This window comes from Pantoea sp. C2G6, from assembly GCF_051336815.1.
GTDB lineage: Bacteria > Pseudomonadota > Gammaproteobacteria > Enterobacterales > Enterobacteriaceae > Pantoea.
The window spans coordinates 33420-54204 of the sequence record NZ_JBGMNJ010000019.1 but is presented as its reverse complement, the minus strand read 5'-3'; the positions used below and the strand labels follow the sequence as shown (position 1 = coordinate 54204).

The following is a 20785-nucleotide window of genomic DNA, read 5'->3' as shown; positions in this document are numbered from 1 at the left end:
TTTTTGGTGCGTATCACCTCGCAAAAAAGAAACTTTTTTGTTTCATCGCGTTAACAATCCGCTATGTTAGTGACTCTTCTGCGCCCATTTACACCGCAGAATGACCCGAAACGCAGCAGAAAACAGACACAACATCATAATCAGCGCAGGTTATATCCTGTGCATTTTTCATACGAAGGAGTTGGAACATGCAACTACGCAAAGTGGCATTATCTCTTCTGCTGATCAGCGCAGCGGCGGGAGCGGCCCAGGCGGAAGATCTCAGCGGCACCCTGAAGAAGATCAATGACAATGGCGTCATTGTGGTCGGGCATCGCGAATCATCAGTTCCCTTTTCTTATTATGACAACCAGCAAAAAGTCGTCGGCTACTCCCAGGCCTACTCCAATGCCATTGTGGATGCCATCAAAGCGAAGCTGAACAAGCCAGATTTACAGGTCAAAATGATCCCGATTACCTCACAAAACCGTATTCCGCTGCTGCAAAACGGCACTTACGACTTTGAGTGTGGATCGACCACCAACAACCTTGAGCGCCAGAAGCAGGCCGCCTTCTCTGACACCATTTTTGTTATCGGCACCCGTCTGCTGGTTAAAAAAGATGGCCCGATCAAAGATTTTGACGATCTGAAGGGCAAAACCGTGGTGGTGACTTCAGGGACCACCTCTGAAGTGCTGCTGCACAAACTGAACGACGACAAAAAAATGGAGATGCGCATTATCAGCGCTAAAGATCATGGCGACTCTTTCCGTACCCTGGAAACCGGTCGTGCCGTGGCCTTTATGATGGATGATGCTCTGCTGGCCGGTGAACGCGCGAAAGCCAAAAAACCGGACAACTGGGAAATCTTAGGCACACCACAGTCAAAAGAAGCCTACGGCTGCATGCTGCGTAAAGATGATCCGCAGTTCAAAACCTTAGTGGATGAGACCATCGCTAAAGCGCAGACCTCCGGTCAGGCGGAAAAATGGTTCGACACCTGGTTTAAACAGCCGATTCCACCAAAGAACCTGAACATGAACTTTGAGCTGTCAGATGACATGAAAGCGCTGTTCAAAACGCCGAATGACAAAGCACTGAATTAACAAAAAAATACCCAATGGATTTCAGGTTGCATCAAGGCAGGAACAGGCATCCCGATGAGCTTACTCAGGTAAGCGAGTCGGGGGCGTGAACCAGGCCTGCAAAAATGCAGCCTGAAAGACGGCGGGTATAACAAGGGTGGCCTGGCTGCCCTCTCGATTGCTGAAACCACGGCATGGACAGACAGACTGACCCGGGTCGTTCCCCTGAGTCAGGAAATAAAACGCCGTTCATCAATCTTCAGGGTAGCTTCGCTACCCTTTTTTTCCCGGAGCTCGTTATGGGTATCGATTGGAACTGGGGCATATTTCTCGAACAGGCCCCGTTCGGTAATACAACCTACCTTGGCTGGCTGTGGTCCGGTTTTCAGGTGACGATAGCCGTCTCCTGCTGCGCCTGGATTATCGCCTTCTGCGTAGGATCTTTTTTCGGCATTCTGCGCACCGTGCCTAATCGCCTGCTGGCGACCATTGGTACCTGCTATGTCGAACTGTTTCGTAATATCCCGCTGATCGTCCAGTTCTTCTTCTGGTATCTGGTGGTGCCCGAACTGGTGGGCGAAAACCTCGGCATGTGGTTTAAGTCTGAGCTTGATCCCAACATTCAGTTCTTCCTCTCCTCAATGATCTGTCTGGGTCTGTTTACCGCCGCCCGCGTCTGCGAGCAGGTGCGTGCCGCCATTCAGTCACTGCCGGCGGGTCAGAAGAATGCCGGACTGGCGATGGGATTAACCCTGCCGCAGACCTACCGCTATGTGCTGCTGCCGAATGCCTATCGTGTGATTGTGCCGCCGATGACGTCGGAAATGCTGAACCTGGTGAAGAACTCCGCGATCGCCTCGACCATTGGTCTGGTGGATATGGCGGCCCAGGCGGGCAAGCTGCTCGACTACTCTGCCCACGCCTATGAGTCCTTTACCGCGATTACCCTGGCCTATGTCGCCATTAACGCGGTGATTATGTTGTTGATGAGTCTGGTCGAGCGCAAAGTCCGGCTGCCAGGCAATGCGGGAGGCAAGTAATGTACGAGTTTGACTGGAGTTCCATTACCCCCAGCCTGCCCTATCTGCTTAACGGCTTAATCATTACCTTTAAGATCACCATCACCGCGGTGGTGTTCGGCATTCTGTGGGGCACCCTGCTGGCGGTGATGCGTCTGTCAGCCTTTAAGCCGATCAGCTGGTTCGCCAAAATCTATGTCAACCTGTTCCGCTCGGTGCCGCTGGTGATGGTGCTGCTCTGGTTCTATCTGGTAGTGCCGAGTTTTCTGCAACAGGTGCTGGGCCTGTCGCCCAAAACCGACATCCGGCTGATTTCCGCGATGGTCGCCTTTTCGCTGTTTGAGGCAGCCTACTATTCGGAGATTATCCGCGCCGGGATCATCAGTATCTCCCGTGGCCAGGGCAACGCCGCGCTGGCGCTGGGCATGACGCCGTGGCAATCGATGCGGCTGATTATCCTGCCGCAGGCGTTCCGCGCCATGGTGCCGCTGCTACTGACCCAGGGGATCGTGCTGTTCCAGGATACCTCGCTGGTCTACGTCTTAAGCCTGGCGGACTTCTTCCGTACCGCCTCCACCATTGGTGAACGTGACGGCACCCAGGTTGAAATGATTCTGTTTGCCGGTCTGGTCTACTTTGTTATCAGCCTGAGCGCCTCGCTGTTGGTCAGCTATTTAAAAAGAAAAAGGACGGTTTAAATGATTAGCCTGAAAAACGTTTCTAAGTGGTATGGTCACTTTCAGGTGCTGACCGACTGCTCAACCGAAGTCAAAACCGGTGAAGTGGTGGTCGTCTGCGGGCCGTCAGGCTCGGGTAAATCGACCTTAATTAAGACCGTGAATGGACTGGAGCCGATTCAGCAGGGCGTGATCGCGGTAAACGGTACTGAAGTGAACAACAAAAAAACCAACCTTGCCCAGCTTCGCAGCCAGGTGGGGATGGTGTTTCAGCATTTCGAACTGTTTCCGCACCTCAGCATTATCAACAACCTGGTGCTGGCCCAGGTGAAAGTGTTGAAGCGCGACAAAGCGGCGGCGCGCGATAAAGGGCTGAAGCTGCTGAAGCGTGTTGGCCTGTCGGCTCACGCGGAGAAGTTTCCCGGTCAGCTCTCCGGCGGCCAGCAGCAGCGCGTGGCGATTGCGCGTGCGCTCTGTATGGACCCGATTGCGATGCTGTTTGATGAGCCGACCTCGGCGCTCGATCCTGAGATGATCAACGAAGTGCTGGATGTGATGGTGGAGCTGGCGCAGGAGGGAATGACGATGATGGTGGTGACGCACGAGATGGGCTTCGCACGCAAAGTGGCCAACCGCGTGATCTTCATGGATGAAGGGAAAATTATCGAAGACACCAACAAAGATGAATTCTTTAATAACCCGCAGTCTGACCGCGCTAAAGATTTCCTCGCCAAAATTCTGCACTAAAAACCGTGCGGGTCACAAATCGTGACCCGCCTCTTTATCGCACCAATCAGGGTTCAAAAGGCTCGCGCTCAAACTGATCGTGACCACATTCAGGGCAGCGCGACAGGGTCTCCGGGGTATAAATCGCCCGGGTAAAGTGGCACTTTTCACACACCAGATTACCCAACCCCACCACTTCACCACTTTGATAGACGCCGTGGTGATGCAGATCCTGAAACACCTCACGCCACTCCAGCTGGCTTTTGTCGGTGATGTCCGCCAGTTCCTTCCAGATGCTTTCGCGGATAATGCGCATAAACAGCGAATCGGCCAGCGGCTCTTCCGCGTCGGTATAGCTGCGGGCAAACTCTTCTAAATCACGGCGCACCGAGCGCAGCGCTTGGTCAATCTGCTCTGCGCTCATCTCCGCCCGGGCCAGCAACTGGCTGCGTCGCCCGGCAATCAGTTCATCGATATTGCGATCGCCCTCGCGAAGCCGTTCGGTCAACACCGCTAACGACTCACGATATTCCTGCGCGACTTTGTTCATTTTATTCTCCTTAATGGTGGTCACCGCTGCCTTAAGTTTAGTCGTTTTGCGCGGTTTACCGTGCCGTTTGTGGCTTTTACCCGCTCTTCTTCCGGCTAAATAACAAAAGGGTGAAGAGGCTGACGCTTTCAGCAGAAATCGCGCCAGCACAAGGGGGAAGTGTTGTTGATACGCGGCCTTATGGGTATGCTATGCGGATCTTAACGTCAGAAAAATGTTATTCATTAAGGACCACAGGCAGCCATGCAAGAGCAATACCGCCCGGAAGAGATTGAATCCCGTGTGCAGCAGCACTGGGATGAAAACGAAACGTTTAAAGTGACGGAGCAGGAAGGCAAAGAAAAATACTATTGCCTCTCTATGCTGCCCTATCCTTCTGGCCGCCTGCACATGGGCCACGTTCGTAACTACACCATCGGCGATGTCATCGCGCGTTATCAGCGTATGCTCGGCAAAAACGTGCTTCAGCCGATTGGCTGGGACGCTTTCGGCCTGCCTGCGGAAGGAGCGGCGGTTAAGAACAATACGGCACCGGCTCCCTGGACTTACGATAATATCGCCTATATGAAAAACCAGCTTAAACTGCTGGGTTTTGGCTACGACTGGAGCCGTGAACTGGCGACCTGTCAGCCAGAGTATTACCGCTGGGAGCAGTGGTTCTTTACCCGCCTGTTTGAAAAAGGCCTGGTCTATAAAAAAACCTCCGCCGTCAACTGGTGCCCGAACGATCAGACGGTGCTGGCGAACGAGCAGGTGATCGACGGCTGCTGCTGGCGCTGCGACACTAAAGTTGAGCGTAAAGAGATCCCGCAGTGGTTTATCAAAATCACCGACTATGCGGAAGAGTTACTGAACGACCTGGATACGCTGGAAGAGTGGCCTGAGCAGGTCAAGACCATGCAGCGTAACTGGATTGGCCGTTCCGAAGGGGTGGAAATCACCTTTGACGTCGCCGACAGCGAAGAGAAAGTCACCGTCTACACCACCCGCCCGGATACCTTTATCGGCGCCACCTACGTTGCGGTGGCGGCGGGTCATCCGCTGGCGACCCAGGCGTCAGTTAACAACCCGGCACTGGCTGACTTTATCGCTGAATGCCGCACCACCAAAGTGGCGGAAGCGGATATGGCGACCATGGAGAAGAAAGGCATGGCCACTGGCCTGTCGGCTATCCATCCGCTGACCGGCGAGCTTATCCCGGTCTGGGTCGCCAACTTCGTGCTGATGGAATATGGCACCGGTGCTGTGATGGCCGTACCGGCGCACGATCAACGCGACTGGGAGTTTGCCACCAAATATGATCTGCCGATTAAGCCAGTGGTACTGAACCTGGATGGCAGCATACCTGACGTCAGCGCCGCGGCGATGACCGACAAAGGCGCACTGTTCAACTCTGGCGAATTTAACGGGCTGGATCACGCCGCCGGTTTCAACGCCATTGCTGACGCGCTGGCCGCTAAAGGCGTGGGCGTGCGTAAAGTTAACTACCGTCTGCGCGACTGGGGCGTCTCCCGTCAGCGCTACTGGGGTGCGCCAATCCCGATGGTGACGCTGGAAGATGGTACCGTGATGCCCGCGCCAGAAGACCAGCTGCCGGTGATCCTGCCGGAAGATGTGGTGATGGATGGTATCACCAGCCCGATCAAAGCCGATCCTGAGTGGGCCAAAACCACGGTCAACGGCCAGCCGGCGCTGCGTGAAACTGACACCTTCGACACCTTTATGGAGTCCTCCTGGTACTACGCGCGTTACACCTGCACAAATTACAAAGACGGGATGCTGGACCCGGCGGCGGCCAACTACTGGCTGCCGGTCGATCAGTATGTCGGTGGCATTGAACACGCCATCATGCACCTGATGTATTTCCGCTTCTTCCACAAGCTGCTGCGTGACGCGGGCCTGGTCAACTCCAATGAGCCAGCCAAACGTCTGCTGTGCCAGGGCATGGTGCTGGCTGACGCCTTCTACTACCTGGGTGCCAACGGCGAGCGCAACTGGGTCTCTCCGGTTGACGTTGAGGTTGAGCGTGACGAGAAAGGCCGCATTGTTAAAGCGACCGACAATCAGGGCCGCGAAGTGATCTACGCCGGCATGAGCAAAATGTCGAAGTCGAAAAACAACGGCATTGACCCGCAGCTGATGGTCGAGCGTTACGGCGCGGATACCGTGCGTCTGTTTATGATGTTTGCCTCGCCTGCGGATATGACGCTGGAGTGGCAGGAGTCAGGCGTGGAAGGGGCGAACCGTTTCCTGAAGCGTGTCTGGAAGCTGGTCTATGAACACACCCAGAAAGGCGCTAGCGTCGCGCTGGATGTGGCTGGCCTGAATGATGAGCAGAAATCGCTGCGTCGCGACCTGCACAAAACCATCGCCAAAGTGGCGGATGACATTGGCCGTCGTCAGACCTTCAACACCGCCATCGCGGCCGTGATGGAGCTGATGAACAAACTGGCACGTGCGCCGCAGGAGAGCGAGCAGGATCGCGCCCTGATGCAGGAAGCGCTGCTGGCGGTGGTTCGCCTGCTCTATCCGTTCACTCCGCACGCCTGCTATGTTCTGTGGCAGACGCTGGGTGGCGAAGGCACCATCGATGAAGCGGCCTGGCCGGTTGCTGATGAAGCGGCTATGGTTGAAGATTCACTGCTGGTGGTGGTGCAGGTTAACGGCAAAGTGCGCGGTAAAATTACCGTGCCCGCCGACGCCACACAGGAACAGGTTCAGGCACGCGCGGCACAGGAACATCTGGTGGCGAAGTATCTGGACGGCGTGACTATCCGTAAAGTCATTTATGTACCGGGCAAACTGCTTAACCTGGTCGTAGGTTAAGTTCAGGAGGAACTGTGCGACATCCGATTATCAGGCTGTTTGTCATGCTGGCGGTGGTGATCACCGCTGGCTGTGGTTTTCATCCGCGCGGCACCACTCAGGTGCCCAGCGAACTGAAAACCCTGATTGTTTCAACCGGCGATCCTTACGGACCGCTGGCGCGTACCGTGCGTCAGCAGCTGCGCATCAACAATGTCACCATTGTTGAGGACAGCAAACAGAACCGTACCGATATTCCAACGCTGCGTCTGGGGCCTGAACTGTCGGGCCGCGACACCGCCTCGGTGTTTATTAGCGGGACCACGGCTGAATATCAGCTGGTGATGACCCTGACCGCTCAGGTGTTACTGCCAGGCAAAGGTCTCTACCCTATCAGCACCACGGTCTATCGTTCCTTCTTCGATAACCCGAATGCGGCGCTGGCTAAAGATGCGGAGCAGGATCTGATCACCCAGGAGATGCGTCAGCGTGCCGCCGAGCAGCTGGTACGTAAACTGCTGACGGTCCATGCTGCGCAGATCAACAGCAAAGAGACGCTGCCGGCGTCGACGATTCCGGTGCCGGGCCAGGGTTCACAGGAAGTGCCCTCTTCCTCTGCTACCAGTCTGCAATGATCAGGATTTATCCTGAGCAACTCAGCGCGCAGCTCCGTGAGGGGCTGCGCGCCTGTTATCTGTTAGCCGGTAATGAACCGCTGCTGTTGCAGGAGAGCGCTGACGCGATCCGCGCGGCGGCCACCGCGCAGGGATTCGAAGAACATCTCAGTTTTACCCTGGATGCGCAGACGGACTGGGAGAGCCTGTTCGTCAGCTGCCAGTCGCTTAGTCTGTTTGCTCAGCGTCAGACCCTGACGCTGCAATTCCCCGAAAATGGCCCCAACGCCGCGATGGCCGAACAGCTGGTTAAGCTGTCGTCGCTGTTACACGCCGATATTCTGCTGATCTGCCGGATGGCAAAACTGACCAAAGCGCAGGAGAACAGCGCCTGGTTCAAAGCCCTCGCCGCCTCGGCGGTGTTGGTGCCGTGCCAGACGCCAGAGCAGGCCCAGCTGCCGCGCTGGGTGGTCAGCCGCGCCAGAGCGCTGAAGTTATCGGTGGATGACGCGGCGGTGCAGCTACTCTGTTACTGCTACGAAGGCAATCTGCTGGCGCTGGCGCAGGCGCTTGAGCGGCTCTCCCTGCAATGGCCTGACGGTAAGCTGACGCTGCCGCGGGTCGAAGAGGCGGTCAGCGATGCCGCGCACTTTACGCCGTTTCACTGGGTAGATGCGCTGCTGGCGGGCAAGAGTCGCCGCGCCCTGCATATCCTGCATCAGCTGGAGAAGGAAGAGAGCGAAGTGGTGATCCTGCTGCGTACCTTACAGCGCGATCTGCTGACGCTGCTGCATCTGCAACGCCACCAGGCGCAGCAGTCGCTGCGCACCCTGATGGATCAGCAGCGCATCTGGCAGAACCGCCGCGCGCTGTTCACTGAGGCGCTGCAACGACTCGACGCCGCCCGCCTGCAACGGGCGATCCATCTGCTGAGCCAGATTGAGATCACCCTGAAGCAGGATTATGGTCAGCCAGTGTGGCCGCAGTTGCAGACCCTGACGCTGCTGCTCAGCAGCCGGGCCTTTCCGACGAGTTTCGCCCATGTCTGAGCTACACGCGCTGTTTGGCGGCACCTTTGATCCCATCCATTTCGGTCATCTGCGGCCGGTGGAAGCGCTGGCCCAGCAGACCGGCTTGCAGCGTGTCACGCTGCTGCCCAACAACGTGCCGCCCCATCGTCCGCAGCCGGAAGCCAGCGCCGCCCAGCGGGTAGCGATGCTGCGCTGCGCCATCGCCGATTTGCCGCTGTTTGATATTGATACTCGCGAGCTGGATCGCGATACCCCCTCCTGGACCGTGACCACCTTAGAAGCCTGGCGTGCCGAACGCGGTGAGCAGCAGCCGCTGGGCTTTATCATTGGTCAGGATTCGCTGCTGAGCATCGCGAAGTGGCATCGCTGGCAGGAATTGCTGTCGCTTTGCCATCTGCTGGTCTGCCAGCGGCCGGGCTATCCGACGCAGTTCGACACGCCAGAGATGCAACAGTGGCTCGATCAACACCGCGCCGGGCAGAGCCAGCAGCTGCATCAGCGACCCGCCGGGCATATCTGGCTGGCAGAGACGCCGCTCTATGACATCTCTGCGACGGAGATCCGCCGTCGCCGCCATCAGCATCTCTCCTGTGACGATCTGCTGCCCGCCCCGGTGATCGATTATATCGACCGCGCGGGCTTATATCGCGACTGATCCGGGCATGCTATACTGCGCCGCTTAATTTTTTGGCTGCACTCTCCGGGCTTACAGCCGGCCCGATACCACCAGATTCAAAGGGGAACCTTTTGCAAGGTAAAGCACTCCAAGAGTTCATTATTGATAAGATTGATGATCTTAAAGGCCAGGACATTGTCACCATCGACGTTCAGGGCAAATCCAGCATCACCGATTTCATGATCATCTGCACCGGCACCTCAACGCGCCATGTGACCTCGATCGCCGAACACGTTGAGCAGGAATCCCGTGCGGCGGGCCTGATGCCGTTAGGTATCGAAGGTAAAAGCGCGGCAGACTGGGTTGTGGTTGATCTGGGTGATGTCATCGTGCACGTGATGCAGGAAGAGAGTCGCCAGCTCTACGAGCTGGAAAAACTCTGGAGCTAATCGGTGAAACTGCAACTTGTTGCCGTCGGCACCAAAATGCCTGACTGGGTGCAGACCGGTTTCATGGAGTATCTGCGCCGCTTCCCGAAAGATATGCCGCTTGAGCTGACCGAAGTGACCGCGGGTAAACGCGGCAAAAATGCTGACATCAAACGCATCCTGGAAAAAGAGGGTGAAGCGATGTTAGCGGCGGTCGGCAAAGGTAATCGCATCGTCACGCTGGATATACCGGGTCATCCGTGGGAAACCCCGCAGCTGGCGCAGCAGCTGGAACGCTGGAAGCTGGATGGTCGTGATGTCAGCCTGCTGATTGGCGGGCCTGAAGGTCTGGCTCCGGCCTGTAAAGCGGCGGCGGAGCAGAGCTGGTCACTGTCAGCATTGACGTTGCCTCATCCGCTGGTGCGCGTGCTGGTCGCGGAAAGCCTCTATCGCGCCTGGAGCATAACGACAAATCATCCTTATCATCGTGAATGACCGATCAGCCCACATCAGACATGACAAGTAGCGGATGAAATTACACAGCAACGCCTTTCGCGATTACAGCGCCGAACAGAAACTTTTTGTCCGTCGGGCGGTTATTGCCTTTGTCGGTATCTTACTGCTCTCTGCCATTCTGGTGGTTAACCTCTACCACCTGCAAATCTTACGCTTTGACGATTACAGCACCCGCTCCAACGAAAACCGCATCAAACTGGTGCCGGTCGCGCCCAGTCGCGGCATTATCTATGACCGGAACGGTACGCCGCTGGCGCTGAACCGCACCATCTATCGGGCAGAGCTGGTCCCGCAAAAAGTCGATAATCTGCAACAGACGCTGGAAAACTTACGCCCGATTCTTGAGCTGACTGACGACGACCTCGAAAACTTTCAAAAAGAGCGTAAACGCGCGCCGCGCTTTACCTCTATTCCGATCAAGAGCGGCCTGAATGAAGTGCAGGTGGCACGCTTTGCGGTTAACCAGTACCGTTTTCCCGGCGTGGAGGTCAGAGGCTATCAGCGTCGCTACTACCCTTATGGCGCGACACTGACCCACGTGGTCGGCTACGTATCGAAAATCAACGATCGTGACGTTGCCCGCCTCGACAAAGAGGGTAAGAGAGCCAACTACGCTGATACACATGACATCGGCAAGCTGGGTATTGAAGCGTATTACGAAGAGCTGCTGCACGGCAGAACCGGCTTTGAAGAGGTTGAGGTTAACAACCGCGGCCGGGTGATCCGTCAGCTGCATGAGGAGTCTCCCCAGGCGGGACGCGATATTTATCTGACTATCGATCTCAGGCTCCAGCAATATATTGAGACGCTGCTGGCGGGCAGTCGCGCGGCGGTGGTGGTCAGCGATCCGCGTACCGGCGAAATCCTCGCGATGGTCTCCACCCCCAGCTACGACGCCAACCTGTTTGTCGATGGTATCTCCAGCAAAGATTATCGCGGCCTGCTGGAAGATGAAAACCGTCCGCTCTATAACCGCGCCATCCAGGCCGCCTACCCGCCCGCCTCGACGGTCAAACCCTATGTCGCGGTCTCCGCCCTGAGCGCCGGGGTAATTAACCGCAACACCAGCCTGTTCGATCCCGGCTGGTGGCAGCTGCCCGGCTCTGAAAAACGCTTCCGTGACTGGAAAAAGTGGGGGCATGGCCGCCTGAACGTTACCAAAGCGCTGGAAGAGTCGGCGGATACCTTCTTCTACCAGGTGGCTTACGACATGGGTATCGATCGTCTGTCGGAGTGGATGAATAAATTTGGGTACGGCAGCCGCACCGGTATCGATCTGCCGCAGGAGAGCGCCGGTAATATGCCGACCCGCGACTGGAAAATGCGCCGGTTTAAAAAGCCGTGGTATCAGGGTGACACCATTCCGGTCGGGATCGGTCAGGGTTACTGGACGGCGACGCCGTTACAGATGAACAAAGCGATGATGATTCTGATCAACGACGGCGTGGTCAAGGTGCCGCACATGCTGCGCGCTACCCGCGAAGGGCGCACGCTGGTGCCCTATCGCCAGCCGCCGTCGACACCGATTGGTGATATTCACTCCGGCTACTGGGAGCTGGCAAAAGATGGCATGTATGGCGTGGCGAACCGGCCTAACGGCACCGCTCATAAAAGTTTCGCCGACGCGCCTTATAAAATTGCCGCCAAGTCAGGTACGGCACAGGTCTTTGGCCTGAAAGAGAACGAAACCTATAACGCGCACAGGATTGCCGAGCGATTACGCGACCATAAATTAATGACCGCCTTTGCCCCTTATGACAAACCTCGGGTCGCCGTGACCATTATTCTGGAAAACGGTGGCGCCGGACCGGCTGTCGGCACCGTGATGCGCCAGATTCTGGATCACATTATGTTAGGTGATAACAATACAGTTCTGCCGGACGCTGCGCCTCTGCCGCCCGGCTATGAAGGTGAATAAACATGTCGATGAACGATAGTCCGCAGAAACGATCGATCTGGATGCGCATCCATATCGATCCGCTGTTTATGCTGGTGATCCTCGGCCTGCTGACCTACAGCGCCGTGGTGATCTGGAGCGCCAGTGGACAGGACCCGGGCATGATGGAGCGAAAACTCGGTCAGATCGCCATGGGTCTGGTGATCATGATTGTGCTGGCGCAGGTGCCGCCGCGCGTCTATGAGGGCTGGGCGCCCTATCTCTATATCGTCTGCGTGATCCTGCTGGTGGCGGTGGACGCCTTTGGCCAGATCAGTAAAGGCGCGCAGCGCTGGCTCGACCTTGGCTTTGTCCGTTTTCAGCCGTCAGAGATTGCCAAGATTGCGGTGCCGCTGATGGTGGCGCGCTTTATCAACCGCGACGTCTGTCCGCCCACCCTGAAAAATACCGCTATCGCGCTGGTTCTGATCTTTGTTCCGACCTTACTGGTGGCGGCTCAGCCCGATCTCGGCACCTCGATTCTGATTGCCGCCTCCGGCTTGTTTGTGCTGTTCCTGTCGGGGATGAGCTGGAAACTGATTGGCGTGGCGGTGCTGCTGGTGGCGGCCTTTATCCCGATCCTCTGGTTCTTCCTGATGCATGACTATCAGCGCGACCGCGTCATGATGCTGCTCGACCCGGAAACCGATCCGCTGGGCGCGGGCTATCACATCATCCAGTCGAAAATCGCCATCGGCTCGGGTGGACTGCGCGGCAAAGGCTGGCTTCAGGGCACCCAGTCTCAGCTGGAGTTTTTACCGGAACGCCACACGGACTTTATCTTTGCGGTACTGGCTGAAGAGCTGGGACTGGTCGGCGTGCTGCTGCTGCTGGCCCTCTATCTGCTGCTGATCATGCGCGGATTGATTGTCGCCGCACGCGCCCAAACCACCTTTGGCCGGGTGATGGCGGGCGGTTTAATGCTGATTTTATTCGTTTATGTTTTCGTTAACATTGGTATGGTTAGTGGTATCTTACCGGTGGTTGGCGTGCCGCTGCCGCTGGTCAGCTATGGCGGCTCGGCGCTGATCGTGCTTATGGCGGGATTTGGCATTGTGATGTCGATCCACACTCACCGAAAAATGTTATCTAAAAGTGTCTGAGAGGCTTCACATGCGTAAGGAATGGCTTGGCGTTGCACTGGCATCACTGGTTCTGGCGGCCTGTACCACGCCGGAACCATCGCAAAATAGCGCGCCGCCGCAACCGGCCTACAATGGCCCCGTCGTAGAAATTCCGGGCGTTGAGCCACGTTATGAACCGATCAATCCCGGCACCAGCCAGGATTACAGCGTCAACGGCAAAAATTATCGCATCATTAAAGATCCGTCCAACTTCAGCGAAGTCGGCCTGGCGACCTCGTATGGCGATGAGGCGCAGGGCAACCGCACTGCGACCGGTGAAGCCTACGATCCCGACGCACTGACCGCGGCTCATCCTACCCTGCCGCTGCCAGGCTACGTGCGCGTCACCAACATTGCCAATGGCCGTCAGATTGTGGTGCGGATCAACGATCGCGGACCCTATACGCCAGGTCGTATCATCGATCTGTCCCGGGCCGCCGGTGACCGCCTCAATATCTCGAACAATTCGCGGGTGCGGGTCGATTACATCAAGGTCGCGCCAGACGGTTCGCTCTCCGGTCCCGGCACCATCGGTACGGTGGTGGCGAAACAGAGTTACGCCCTGCCTGCACGCCCGGATCTGAACGGCGGCGCGGTGATGAACGGCGGCAGCGCGGCGACCAGCGAGCCTGCGGCCCAGAATGTAGCCCCTGTCAGCAACAGCACCCTGCAAAGCAGTGACGGCATGGGCGCACCGGTCCAGAGCAGTGGCTTTCTCGGCGCGCCTCAGCCGTTAGCCTCCGGCGTGCTGGAAGGCAGTGAACCGCCAGCTCCGGCTCCCGCCGTGGTTAGCGCACCGCCAGCGGCCAGCGCCGCGCCCGCATCGGGCAATGCCGCCGCCGCATCCGGTTATGTGGTGCAGGTCGGCGCGCTGAACGATCCCGCCCGCGCGCAGCAGATGATGAAAAGTCTGAGCCAGCGCTACGGCGTGCCCGGCAAAGTAGAGGATGCGGGCAATAATGTTTATCGCGTTCAGCTCGGCGGTTATTCCACCCGCGCCGAAGCGGCGGCGCTGCAACAGCGGCTGAGCAGTGACGGTCAGAGCGCCTCCTTCATTACGAATACACGTCGCTGACAGGCGGATCACACACGCGCAGGTTACGTCTGCTAACAACCCAATCATCACGCCCGGTGCCAGCGAATCTGGCATCAGGTAAGATGGATGACCTTTTTAACCTCAAACCCACGGATGTTGTAGTCCTACACATGAACACGCTGAAATCATCTCGTTTGCTGAAACGCCTGACAGTGGGATCACTGATCGCTTTCTCTCTCAGCCATGCTGCTATTGCTGATGACGTCAATCTCAAGACCATGATTCCGGGCGTGCCGGACATCGATGCCGAAGCGTATGTCCTTATCGACTACAACTCGGGCAAAGTGCTGGCAGAGAAAAACGCCGATGCACGCCGCGATCCCGCCAGTCTGACCAAGATGATGACCAGCTATGTGATTGGTCAGGCGGTAAAAGCCGGTAAAATTCATCAGGACGATATGGTCACCGTCGGCCCTGACGCCTGGGCGACCGGCAATCCGGTGTTCAAAGGCTCCTCACTGATGTTCCTGAAACCAGGCGACCGCGTGCCGGTCTCTCAGCTGACCCGTGGGATCGTGTTGCAGTCCGGTAATGACGCCTGTGTCGCGATGGCAGACTATGTGGCCGGCAGCCAGGATGCGTTTGTCAATCTGATGAACAACTACGTCAAAGCGATTGGCCTGCAAAATACTCACTTCCAGACCGTACACGGCCTGGATGCTGAAGGCCAGTACAGCTCAGCGCGCGACATGGCGCTGATTGGCCAGGCGCTGATCCGCGACGTACCGGAAGAGTACGCCGTCTATAAAGAGAAAGAGTTCACCTTCAACAATATCCGTCAGATGAACCGTAATGGTCTGCTGTGGGATACCAACCTGAATGTGGATGGCATTAAAACCGGTCACACCAACGCGGCAGGTTACAACCTGGTGGCGTCTGCGACCGAAGGCCAGATGCGTCTGATCTCCGCGGTGATGGGCGGTCACACCTACAAAGGTCGTGAAACCGAGAGCAAAAAGCTGCTCACCTGGGGTTTCCGTTTCTTTGAAACCGTTGCGCCGCTGAAAGCGGGCAAAGAGTTCGCCTCTGAGCCGGTCTGGTTTGGCGATAATGACCGTGTGCAGCTCGGCGTGGAGAAAGATGCTTACCTGACCATTCCACGTGGCCGGATGAAAGATCTGAAAGCCAGCTATGTGCTGACCAACACCGAACTGCATGCGCCACTGAAGAAGAACCAGGTTGTCGGCAGCATCAACTTCCAGCTGGATGGCAAGACCATCGAACAGCGTCCGCTGGTGGTGCTGAATGAAATTTCTGAAGGCGGTTTCTTCAGCCGTATCGTCGATTACATCAAGCTGATGTTCCATCACTGGTTCGGCTAAGCGTGCCGGGTGATTGAAAAGTCACCCGTTCGCCCCCATAACACGATATTATGATGCTCCCGCTCAGGCGGGAGCCTGTTTTTTATGCACCGGAGTTAATATGAAAACCAAACTGAATGAGCTGCTCGAATTTCCTACCCCGTTTACCTACAAAGTAATGGGTCTGGCGCAACCGGAGCTGGTTGATCAAGTGGTTGAAGTGGTGCAGCGTCATGCGCCCGGTGACTATAGCCCCGAAGTTAAGCCGAGCAGCAAAGGCAACTATCACTCCGTTAACATCACCATCAACGCCACCCATATCGAGCAGGTCGAGCGCCTCTATGAAGAGCTGGGTAACATCGAAATCGTGCGGATGGTACTCTGATTGACGGGTCGGCAAGGCGTCTCTGCCTGACAATTTGCCGACGTTATCCTCAGGTTCTTCTTCTTTAGCGGGCACTCGTTTTGTCAGTTGAAACTCTTCTTGTGCGTCAGTCAGGTCTGCGCGACTGGCAATCTGTCTCCGACGCAATGCATCTCTACACCGACCAGCGCGACGATCAGAGTCGTGATGAAATCTGGCTGGTTGAACATCCGCCGGTCTTTACCCAGGGCCAGGCGGGCAAAGCTGAACATCTGCTGATGCCGGGAGAGATTCCGGTGGTGCAGAGCGATCGCGGCGGTCAGGTAACCTATCACGGGCCGGGTCAGCAGGTGATGTATGTGCTGATTGATATTAAGCGCCGGAAAATGGGGGTGCGCCAGCTGGTGACCATCCTGGAAGAGACGGTGATTGCCACCCTGGCTGAGTTTGGCGTCAGCGCCCGCGCCAGGGCCGATGCGCCCGGCGTCTATGTCGGTGAAGAGAAGATCTGCTCACTGGGGCTGCGCATCCGCAAAGGCTGCTCGTTTCACGGTCTGGCGCTGAATGTCGCGATGGATCTCACCCCTTTCCTGCGCATTAATCCCTGTGGCTACGCCGGAATGAGCATGACCCAGCTGAAAAATTTCCAGCCCGGCGTCACCACCGCGCAGGTGCAGTCGCCACTGATCAGCGCGTTTGCCCGGCTGTCAGGTTATGAAAATGTTGAGTGGACCAGCGAAGATCCGGTGGTTCAGCCTTAACGCTGGGTGCTGCTTTACAAATATGTAACTTTTCCGCGTCGGCGGTGGCTGTTTCATCGGCGCTGAGATGATATAATTTTTGCACTTTTTTCAAATAAAGTTGAAAGCCCCCTTCTCAGGTTGAGCGAGAAGGCTTTCACATCGCAATCCGACCGGAACCTGCTGATTTATGAGTAAACCAATTCAGATGGAACGCGGCGTCAAATATCGTGACGCAGACAAGATGGCGCTGATCCCGGTGAAAACCGTGGCCGTTGAACGGCAAGAGATGTTGCGTAAGCCGGAATGGATGAAAATCAAGCTGCCGGCTGACTCCAGCCGTATTCAGGGCATCAAAGCAGCCATGCGTAAAAACGGGCTGCACTCGGTTTGCGAAGAGGCTTCCTGTCCTAACCTCGCCGAATGCTTTAACCACGGCACCGCCACCTTTATGATCCTCGGCGCAATCTGTACCCGCCGTTGCCCGTTCTGCGATGTGGCGCATGGCCGTCCGAATGCGCCCGATGCCAATGAGCCGCTGAAACTGGCGCAGACGATTGCCGACATGGCGCTGCGCTATGTGGTGATCACCTCGGTTGACCGCGACGATTTACGCGATGGCGGTGCGCAGCATTTTGCCGACTGCATCCGCGCGATCCGCGAAAAAAACCCTACCATTAAAATCGAAACCCTGGTGCCGGACTTCCGTGGCCGGATGGATCGCGCGCTGGAGATCCTCACCGCGACGCCACCGGATGTGTTTAACCACAACCTGGAAAACGTGCCGCGCGTCTACCGTCAGGTGCGCCCTGGCGCGAACTACGAATGGTCACTGAAGCTGCTGGAGCGGTTCAAAGAAGCGCATCCTGATATTCCGACCAAGTCGGGTCTGATGGTTGGCCTGGGTGAAACCAACGCCGAAATCGTTGAGGTGATGCGTGACCTGCGCCGTCACGGTGTGACGATGCTGACCCTGGGCCAGTATCTGCAACCGAGCCGTCACCACCTGCCGGTACAGCGTTATGTCAGCCCGGCCGAGTTTGATGAGATGAAAGAAGAAGCGATGGCGATGGGCTTTACCCATGCGGCGTGCGGTCCCTTTGTCCGCTCCTCTTATCACGCGGATATGCAGGCGAAAGGGCTCGAGGTGAAATAAGCGCCACGCGCCTGATCCCGGACCTTAAAAACAAAAACCAGACTGGCAGCAGTCTGGTTTTTTAGTGTGTGCCTGAAATAAAAAGTAACAGTTTTTTGCAGTAAATAACCGGTTAGTCTTTATGAACGACGCGCTCAGCGGGCACATCTTCAGCGGTAGTGCGGGTTGCGCTGGTATCATCCTCTTTCATGGCTTTTTTGAAGCCCTTGATGGCAGAGCCCAGGTCGCCGCCCAGAGAGCGCAGCTTATTGGTGCCAAAAAGCAGTACGATAAGCGCACCGATAATCAGCAGTTTGGCAATACTGATACCTTCCATATTTAACCTTTCAACTTTAGCGAATAACGGTGATGGTTATTTACGCGCAGTTTGCCTGCCGCCACAACTGCAATCTGTAACAGAGTAAGATCTCAGATAAAGCGACTGAGAAACGCCTGGGTGCGTGGATGCTGCGGGTTGGCGATCACATCGTCCGGCGTTCCCTGTTCAACCACCACGCCACCATCCATAAACACCACCCGATCGGCGGCCTCACGCGCGAAGCTGATCTCATGAGTGACCACGATCATGGTTAACCCCTGATCGGCCAGCGTGCGCATGGTGGCCAGCACCTCCCCCACCAGCTCCGGGTCGAGCGCCGAGGTCGGCTCATCAAACAGCATCAGCTGCGGCTTGATCGCCAGAGCGCGTGCGATGGCGACACGCTGCTGCTGTCCCCCTGACAGATGGCGCGGCCAGGCGTCCGCTTTATCACTCAGCCCCACCGTCGCCAGCAGCGATCGGGCATGCGCCAGCGCCTGCTGGCGCGGAAATTTATGTACTCCGATCGGCGCTTCGATAATGTTTTGCAGCACCGTCATGTGCGGATAGAGATTGAACTGCTGAAACACCATGCCGATCTTCTGGCGCTGCCGGGCGATCTGGCGGGGTGAGAGCCGATGCAGTACGTTGCGTTTCAGCTGGTAGCCAATCTGCTCCTCGCCGACCCGAATCGAACCGCCGTTCATCTCTTCAAGGTGATTGATACAGCGCAGAAAGGTCGATTTACCGGAGCCGGAGGGACCGAGGATCACCACCACTTCCCCCGGATAGACATCGAGATCGATCCCTTTCAGCACCTGATTATCGCCATAATGCTTCTGCACGTTGCGGGCGCAGACTAAAGGTTCACGCGGGTTCATCGTGGCTCCTGCTGAGTTTTGACCGCGACCCCGGCGCTGGCGGGTCGTTTCGTGGCGCTGGCCACCCGGCGGGTGCCGCGGGCGTAGTAGCGTTCGATGGCGGACTGGCCCAGATTCAGGACCGAGGTGATCAGCAGATACCAGATCACCGCCACCATCAGCATCGGGATGATCTCAAAGGTGCGGTTGTAGATCGCCTGCACCGAGTAGAGCAGATCGCCCATCGCGATTACGCTGACCAGCGAGGTCGCCTTAATCATGCTGATCAGCTGGTTGCCGGTGGGCGGAATAATGGAACGCATCGCCTGCGGAATAATAATGCGGCGCAGTGCCCGCCACCGGCTCATGCCAAAGGCTTGGGTGGTCTCTACCTGGCCGTTATCCACCGACAGCAGTCCGGCGCGGATGATTTCGGCCATGTAGGCCGCTTCATTCAGCGCCAGCCCGGCAATCGCCGCGGTCAGCGGGGTGATCAGATCGTTGGTGTTCCAGCTGGCCAGCGTGATGTCACTCCACGGCAGCGTCAGCGACAGCGTGGGAAACAGCGTAGAGAGGTTGTACCAGAAGATCAGCTGCACCAGCAGCGGCGTGCCACGGAAAAACCAGATATAGAGCCCGGCAACGCCCCGCAGCAGCCGGTTTTCCGACAGCCGCCAGACGCCCAGCAACAGCCCCAGCAGCGTGCCCAGCACCATAGAGACCACCGTCAGCCCCAGCGTCACCTGCAACCCTTTCAGCACCGACCCTTCGGTAAACCACTGCGCCACCACCTGCCATTCAAAATTGGGATTGGTCGCCACCAGCCACAACAGGTCAGAACCGATCACCAGCACCACAATCCAGCTGATCCAGCGTCCGTAGGCTGGCGCGCTGCGGGCAAAAGCCACGTCGCGCTGCGGCTCCTCTCCGGCAGCGCGGCGGTCAGGGTGGTGCGGCGTACTCATTTTGTCACCTCTTTCGCCAGATTCAGCCCAGGAGCGGCGGTCATGTTGCCCTCAAGCTGCCACTTTTTCATGATTGCCGCATAGGTTCCGTTCTGATAGAGCACCCGGTAGGCATCCAGCACCACCTGACCCAGCGGTGATCCTTTCGGCACCACGGTGCCCTGAAAGATGTCACCGAAGCCGTTTTTCTGCCCCTTTCCCGCCAGCTCAAGCTGCCCTTTCGCCTGATTAACAAAGTAAGTGAGTGGAGCCTGGGAGGAGAAGAAGGCATCGGAGCGTTTAGACCGCACCGCCAGAATCGATGAAGGCTGATCGGTAAACGCCTGTACCGTCACCGCCGGCTTGCCAGCGGCGCTACAGCGCGCGGACTGCTGACGTATCACCTGCTCGGCGGAGCCTGCCGCCATCACGGCGATGCGTTTACCGCAGGTGTCCTCAAGCTGATTGATCTTCGCCGGATTGCCCTTCTGCACCCCGAACACCACAAACTCCTGCACGAAATCGATGAAGTCCACCTTCTGCTGGCGATCGGGGTAATCGCCAATCGGCCCAATCGCCAGCTGGTAACGACCCGCGTTAATGCCGGTGAGCACCCCCGACAAACCGCTTACCGTGGCGTGATCGATTTTCACCCCCAGCAGCTGTGCCAGCGCGGTGGTCAGGTCGGCCGAGGCACCTTCCATTGAGTGCGGGCCATTCACGATTTCATAGGGCGGAAACGAGCCGTTATTCACTGAAATCATTTTGCCCGCTTTTTTAATCTCATCCGGCAGTCGATCATGCAGTGCCTGATCAACCTGTTGCACCGGAATGGGGTCGGCGGCCTGAGCCAGGGATGCGGTCAGCCCCAGCGCCATGAGTAAGGCGGTCGCGATCTTCGTCATCATGCGTCTCCTGGT

The 20785-nt window shown here is 57.1% G+C and carries 22 protein-coding genes; 17 read left to right on the top strand and 5 right to left on the bottom strand.

Translation table 11 applies throughout. The features are described from left to right. Positions 1–188 precede the first annotated feature (188 nt). The 4 genes from ACCW71_RS19085 to ACCW71_RS19070 all read left to right on the top strand — a co-directional run bounded on the left by ACCW71_RS19085 (position 189) and on the right by ACCW71_RS19070 (position 3507). Complete coding sequence (locus ACCW71_RS19085) at positions 189–1085, top strand: amino acid ABC transporter substrate-binding protein (protein WP_436374110.1); 897 nt, start codon at positions 189–191, stop codon at positions 1083–1085. A gap of 278 nt (positions 1086–1363) precedes the next feature. Then, the gene (locus ACCW71_RS19080; RefSeq protein ID WP_436374108.1) at positions 1364–2104 is read left to right on the top strand and encodes an amino acid ABC transporter permease; all 741 of its coding nucleotides are present in this window, start codon (positions 1364–1366) and stop codon (positions 2102–2104) included. Continuing rightward, the gene (gene gltK / locus ACCW71_RS19075) at positions 2104–2781 is read left to right on the top strand and encodes a glutamate/aspartate ABC transporter permease GltK (protein WP_436374106.1); all 678 of its coding nucleotides are present in this window, start codon (positions 2104–2106) and stop codon (positions 2779–2781) included. Before ACCW71_RS19080 ends, gltK begins: the two co-directional genes overlap by 1 nt. After that, entirely contained in the window at positions 2782–3507 is a 726-nt protein-coding gene (locus ACCW71_RS19070; protein WP_436374105.1) for an amino acid ABC transporter ATP-binding protein, read from the top strand. Between the two features lie 46 nt (positions 3508–3553). Here ACCW71_RS19070 and ACCW71_RS19065 read toward each other — a convergent pair whose 3' ends face one another. Next, positions 3554–4036 carry a zinc ribbon-containing protein gene (locus ACCW71_RS19065; protein ID WP_436374103.1) on the bottom strand — a complete coding sequence of 161 codons (483 nt, stop codon included), beginning with the start codon at positions 4034–4036 and terminating at the stop codon, positions 3554–3556. Positions 4037–4279: 243 nt separating this feature from the next. On the opposite strand from ACCW71_RS19065, the gene leuS reads away from it, so the two are divergent. The 13 genes from leuS to lipA all read left to right on the top strand — a co-directional run bounded on the left by leuS (position 4280) and on the right by lipA (position 17763). Then, positions 4280–6862 carry a leucine--tRNA ligase gene (gene leuS / locus ACCW71_RS19060; protein ID WP_436374101.1) on the top strand — a complete coding sequence of 861 codons (2583 nt, stop codon included), beginning with the start codon at positions 4280–4282 and terminating at the stop codon, positions 6860–6862. A gap of 14 nt (positions 6863–6876) precedes the next feature. Next, entirely contained in the window at positions 6877–7476 is a 600-nt protein-coding gene (lptE, locus tag ACCW71_RS19055) for an LPS assembly lipoprotein LptE (RefSeq protein ID WP_436374099.1), read from the top strand. Then, positions 7473–8504 carry a DNA polymerase III subunit delta gene (holA, locus tag ACCW71_RS19050; RefSeq protein ID WP_436374098.1) on the top strand — a complete coding sequence of 344 codons (1032 nt, stop codon included), beginning with the start codon at positions 7473–7475 and terminating at the stop codon, positions 8502–8504. Before lptE ends, holA begins: the two co-directional genes overlap by 4 nt. Continuing rightward, positions 8497–9141, top strand: a complete 645-nt coding sequence (gene nadD / locus ACCW71_RS19045) for a nicotinate-nucleotide adenylyltransferase (protein ID WP_436374096.1) — start codon at positions 8497–8499, stop codon at positions 9139–9141. Before holA ends, nadD begins: the two co-directional genes overlap by 8 nt. A gap of 92 nt (positions 9142–9233) precedes the next feature. Next, complete coding sequence (gene rsfS / locus ACCW71_RS19040) at positions 9234–9551, top strand: ribosome silencing factor (RefSeq protein ID WP_436374095.1); 318 nt, start codon at positions 9234–9236, stop codon at positions 9549–9551. A gap of 3 nt (positions 9552–9554) precedes the next feature. Then, positions 9555–10025: a 23S rRNA (pseudouridine(1915)-N(3))-methyltransferase RlmH gene (rlmH, locus tag ACCW71_RS19035; RefSeq protein WP_031377197.1), complete on the top strand. Its 471-nt coding sequence runs from the start codon at positions 9555–9557 to the stop codon at positions 10023–10025. 34 nt (positions 10026–10059) lie between these two features. Beyond that, complete coding sequence (gene mrdA / locus ACCW71_RS19030) at positions 10060–11964, top strand: peptidoglycan DD-transpeptidase MrdA (RefSeq protein WP_436374094.1); 1905 nt, start codon at positions 10060–10062, stop codon at positions 11962–11964. 8 nt (positions 11965–11972) lie between these two features. Beyond that, the gene (gene mrdB / locus ACCW71_RS19025) at positions 11973–13085 is read left to right on the top strand and encodes a peptidoglycan glycosyltransferase MrdB (protein WP_436374127.1); all 1113 of its coding nucleotides are present in this window, start codon (positions 11973–11975) and stop codon (positions 13083–13085) included. A 10-nt stretch (positions 13086–13095) separates the two neighbouring features. Then, a complete protein-coding gene (rlpA, locus tag ACCW71_RS19020; RefSeq protein ID WP_436374093.1) occupies positions 13096–14181 on the top strand; it encodes an endolytic peptidoglycan transglycosylase RlpA in 1086 nt (361 codons plus the stop codon). 131 nt (positions 14182–14312) lie between these two features. Beyond that, a complete protein-coding gene (gene dacA, locus ACCW71_RS19015; RefSeq protein ID WP_436374091.1) occupies positions 14313–15524 on the top strand; it encodes a D-alanyl-D-alanine carboxypeptidase DacA in 1212 nt (403 codons plus the stop codon). A gap of 100 nt (positions 15525–15624) precedes the next feature. Beyond that, positions 15625–15888, top strand: coding sequence for a DUF493 family protein YbeD (gene ybeD / locus ACCW71_RS19010; RefSeq protein WP_279769707.1), 264 nt, complete (start codon positions 15625–15627; stop codon positions 15886–15888). An 80-nt stretch (positions 15889–15968) separates the two neighbouring features. After that, entirely contained in the window at positions 15969–16628 is a 660-nt protein-coding gene (gene lipB / locus ACCW71_RS19005) for a lipoyl(octanoyl) transferase LipB (protein ID WP_436374088.1), read from the top strand. Between the two features lie 169 nt (positions 16629–16797). Then, complete coding sequence (lipA, locus tag ACCW71_RS19000) at positions 16798–17763, top strand: lipoyl synthase (protein WP_436374086.1); 966 nt, start codon at positions 16798–16800, stop codon at positions 17761–17763. Between the two features lie 112 nt (positions 17764–17875). Here the strand turns inward: lipA and tatE are convergent, their stop codons facing one another. The 4 genes from tatE to ACCW71_RS18980 form a co-directional block, all read right to left on the bottom strand. Further along, complete coding sequence (gene tatE / locus ACCW71_RS18995; protein ID WP_436374084.1) at positions 17876–18079, bottom strand: twin-arginine translocase subunit TatE; 204 nt, start codon at positions 18077–18079, stop codon at positions 17876–17878. A 92-nt stretch (positions 18080–18171) separates the two neighbouring features. Further along, positions 18172–18942 carry an amino acid ABC transporter ATP-binding protein gene (locus ACCW71_RS18990; RefSeq protein ID WP_436374082.1) on the bottom strand — a complete coding sequence of 257 codons (771 nt, stop codon included), beginning with the start codon at positions 18940–18942 and terminating at the stop codon, positions 18172–18174. After that, entirely contained in the window at positions 18939–19886 is a 948-nt protein-coding gene (locus ACCW71_RS18985) for an amino acid ABC transporter permease (RefSeq protein ID WP_436374080.1), read from the bottom strand. The genes ACCW71_RS18990 and ACCW71_RS18985 overlap by 4 nt, the downstream gene beginning before the upstream one ends. After that, positions 19883–20770: an ABC transporter substrate-binding protein gene (locus ACCW71_RS18980; protein WP_436374126.1), complete on the bottom strand. Its 888-nt coding sequence runs from the start codon at positions 20768–20770 to the stop codon at positions 19883–19885. Before ACCW71_RS18980 ends, ACCW71_RS18985 begins: the two co-directional genes overlap by 4 nt. Between the last annotated feature and the right edge of the window lie 15 nt (positions 20771–20785).

What these genes read in the sequence shown, in the direction of transcription:
- ACCW71_RS19085 (WP_436374110.1), top strand. Translation starts at nt 189, where the DNA reads ATGCAACTACGCAAAGTGGCATTATCTCTTCTGCTGATCAGCGCAGCG.
- ACCW71_RS19080 (WP_436374108.1), top strand. Translation starts at nt 1,364, where the DNA reads ATGGGTATCGATTGGAACTGGGGCATATTTCTCGAACAGGCCCCGTTC.
- gltK (WP_436374106.1), top strand. Translation starts at nt 2,104, where the DNA reads ATGTACGAGTTTGACTGGAGTTCCATTACCCCCAGCCTGCCCTATCTG.
- ACCW71_RS19070 (WP_436374105.1), top strand. Translation starts at nt 2,782, where the DNA reads ATGATTAGCCTGAAAAACGTTTCTAAGTGGTATGGTCACTTTCAGGTG.
- ACCW71_RS19065 (WP_436374103.1), bottom strand. Translation starts at nt 4,036, where the DNA reads ATGAACAAAGTCGCGCAGGAATATCGTGAGTCGTTAGCGGTGTTGACC.
- leuS (WP_436374101.1), top strand. Translation starts at nt 4,280, where the DNA reads ATGCAAGAGCAATACCGCCCGGAAGAGATTGAATCCCGTGTGCAGCAG.
- holA (WP_436374098.1), top strand. Translation starts at nt 7,473, where the DNA reads ATGATCAGGATTTATCCTGAGCAACTCAGCGCGCAGCTCCGTGAGGGG.
- nadD (WP_436374096.1), top strand. Translation starts at nt 8,497, where the DNA reads ATGTCTGAGCTACACGCGCTGTTTGGCGGCACCTTTGATCCCATCCAT.
- mrdA (WP_436374094.1), top strand. Translation starts at nt 10,060, where the DNA reads ATGAAATTACACAGCAACGCCTTTCGCGATTACAGCGCCGAACAGAAA.
- mrdB (WP_436374127.1), top strand. Translation starts at nt 11,973, where the DNA reads ATGAACGATAGTCCGCAGAAACGATCGATCTGGATGCGCATCCATATC.
- rlpA (WP_436374093.1), top strand. Translation starts at nt 13,096, where the DNA reads ATGCGTAAGGAATGGCTTGGCGTTGCACTGGCATCACTGGTTCTGGCG.
- dacA (WP_436374091.1), top strand. Translation starts at nt 14,313, where the DNA reads ATGAACACGCTGAAATCATCTCGTTTGCTGAAACGCCTGACAGTGGGA.
- ybeD (WP_279769707.1), top strand. Translation starts at nt 15,625, where the DNA reads ATGAAAACCAAACTGAATGAGCTGCTCGAATTTCCTACCCCGTTTACC.
- lipA (WP_436374086.1), top strand. Translation starts at nt 16,798, where the DNA reads ATGAGTAAACCAATTCAGATGGAACGCGGCGTCAAATATCGTGACGCA.
- tatE (WP_436374084.1), bottom strand. Translation starts at nt 18,079, where the DNA reads ATGGAAGGTATCAGTATTGCCAAACTGCTGATTATCGGTGCGCTTATC.
- ACCW71_RS18990 (WP_436374082.1), bottom strand. Translation starts at nt 18,942, where the DNA reads ATGAACCCGCGTGAACCTTTAGTCTGCGCCCGCAACGTGCAGAAGCAT.
- ACCW71_RS18985 (WP_436374080.1), bottom strand. Translation starts at nt 19,886, where the DNA reads ATGAGTACGCCGCACCACCCTGACCGCCGCGCTGCCGGAGAGGAGCCG.
- ACCW71_RS18980 (WP_436374126.1), bottom strand. Translation starts at nt 20,770, where the DNA reads ATGACGAAGATCGCGACCGCCTTACTCATGGCGCTGGGGCTGACCGCA.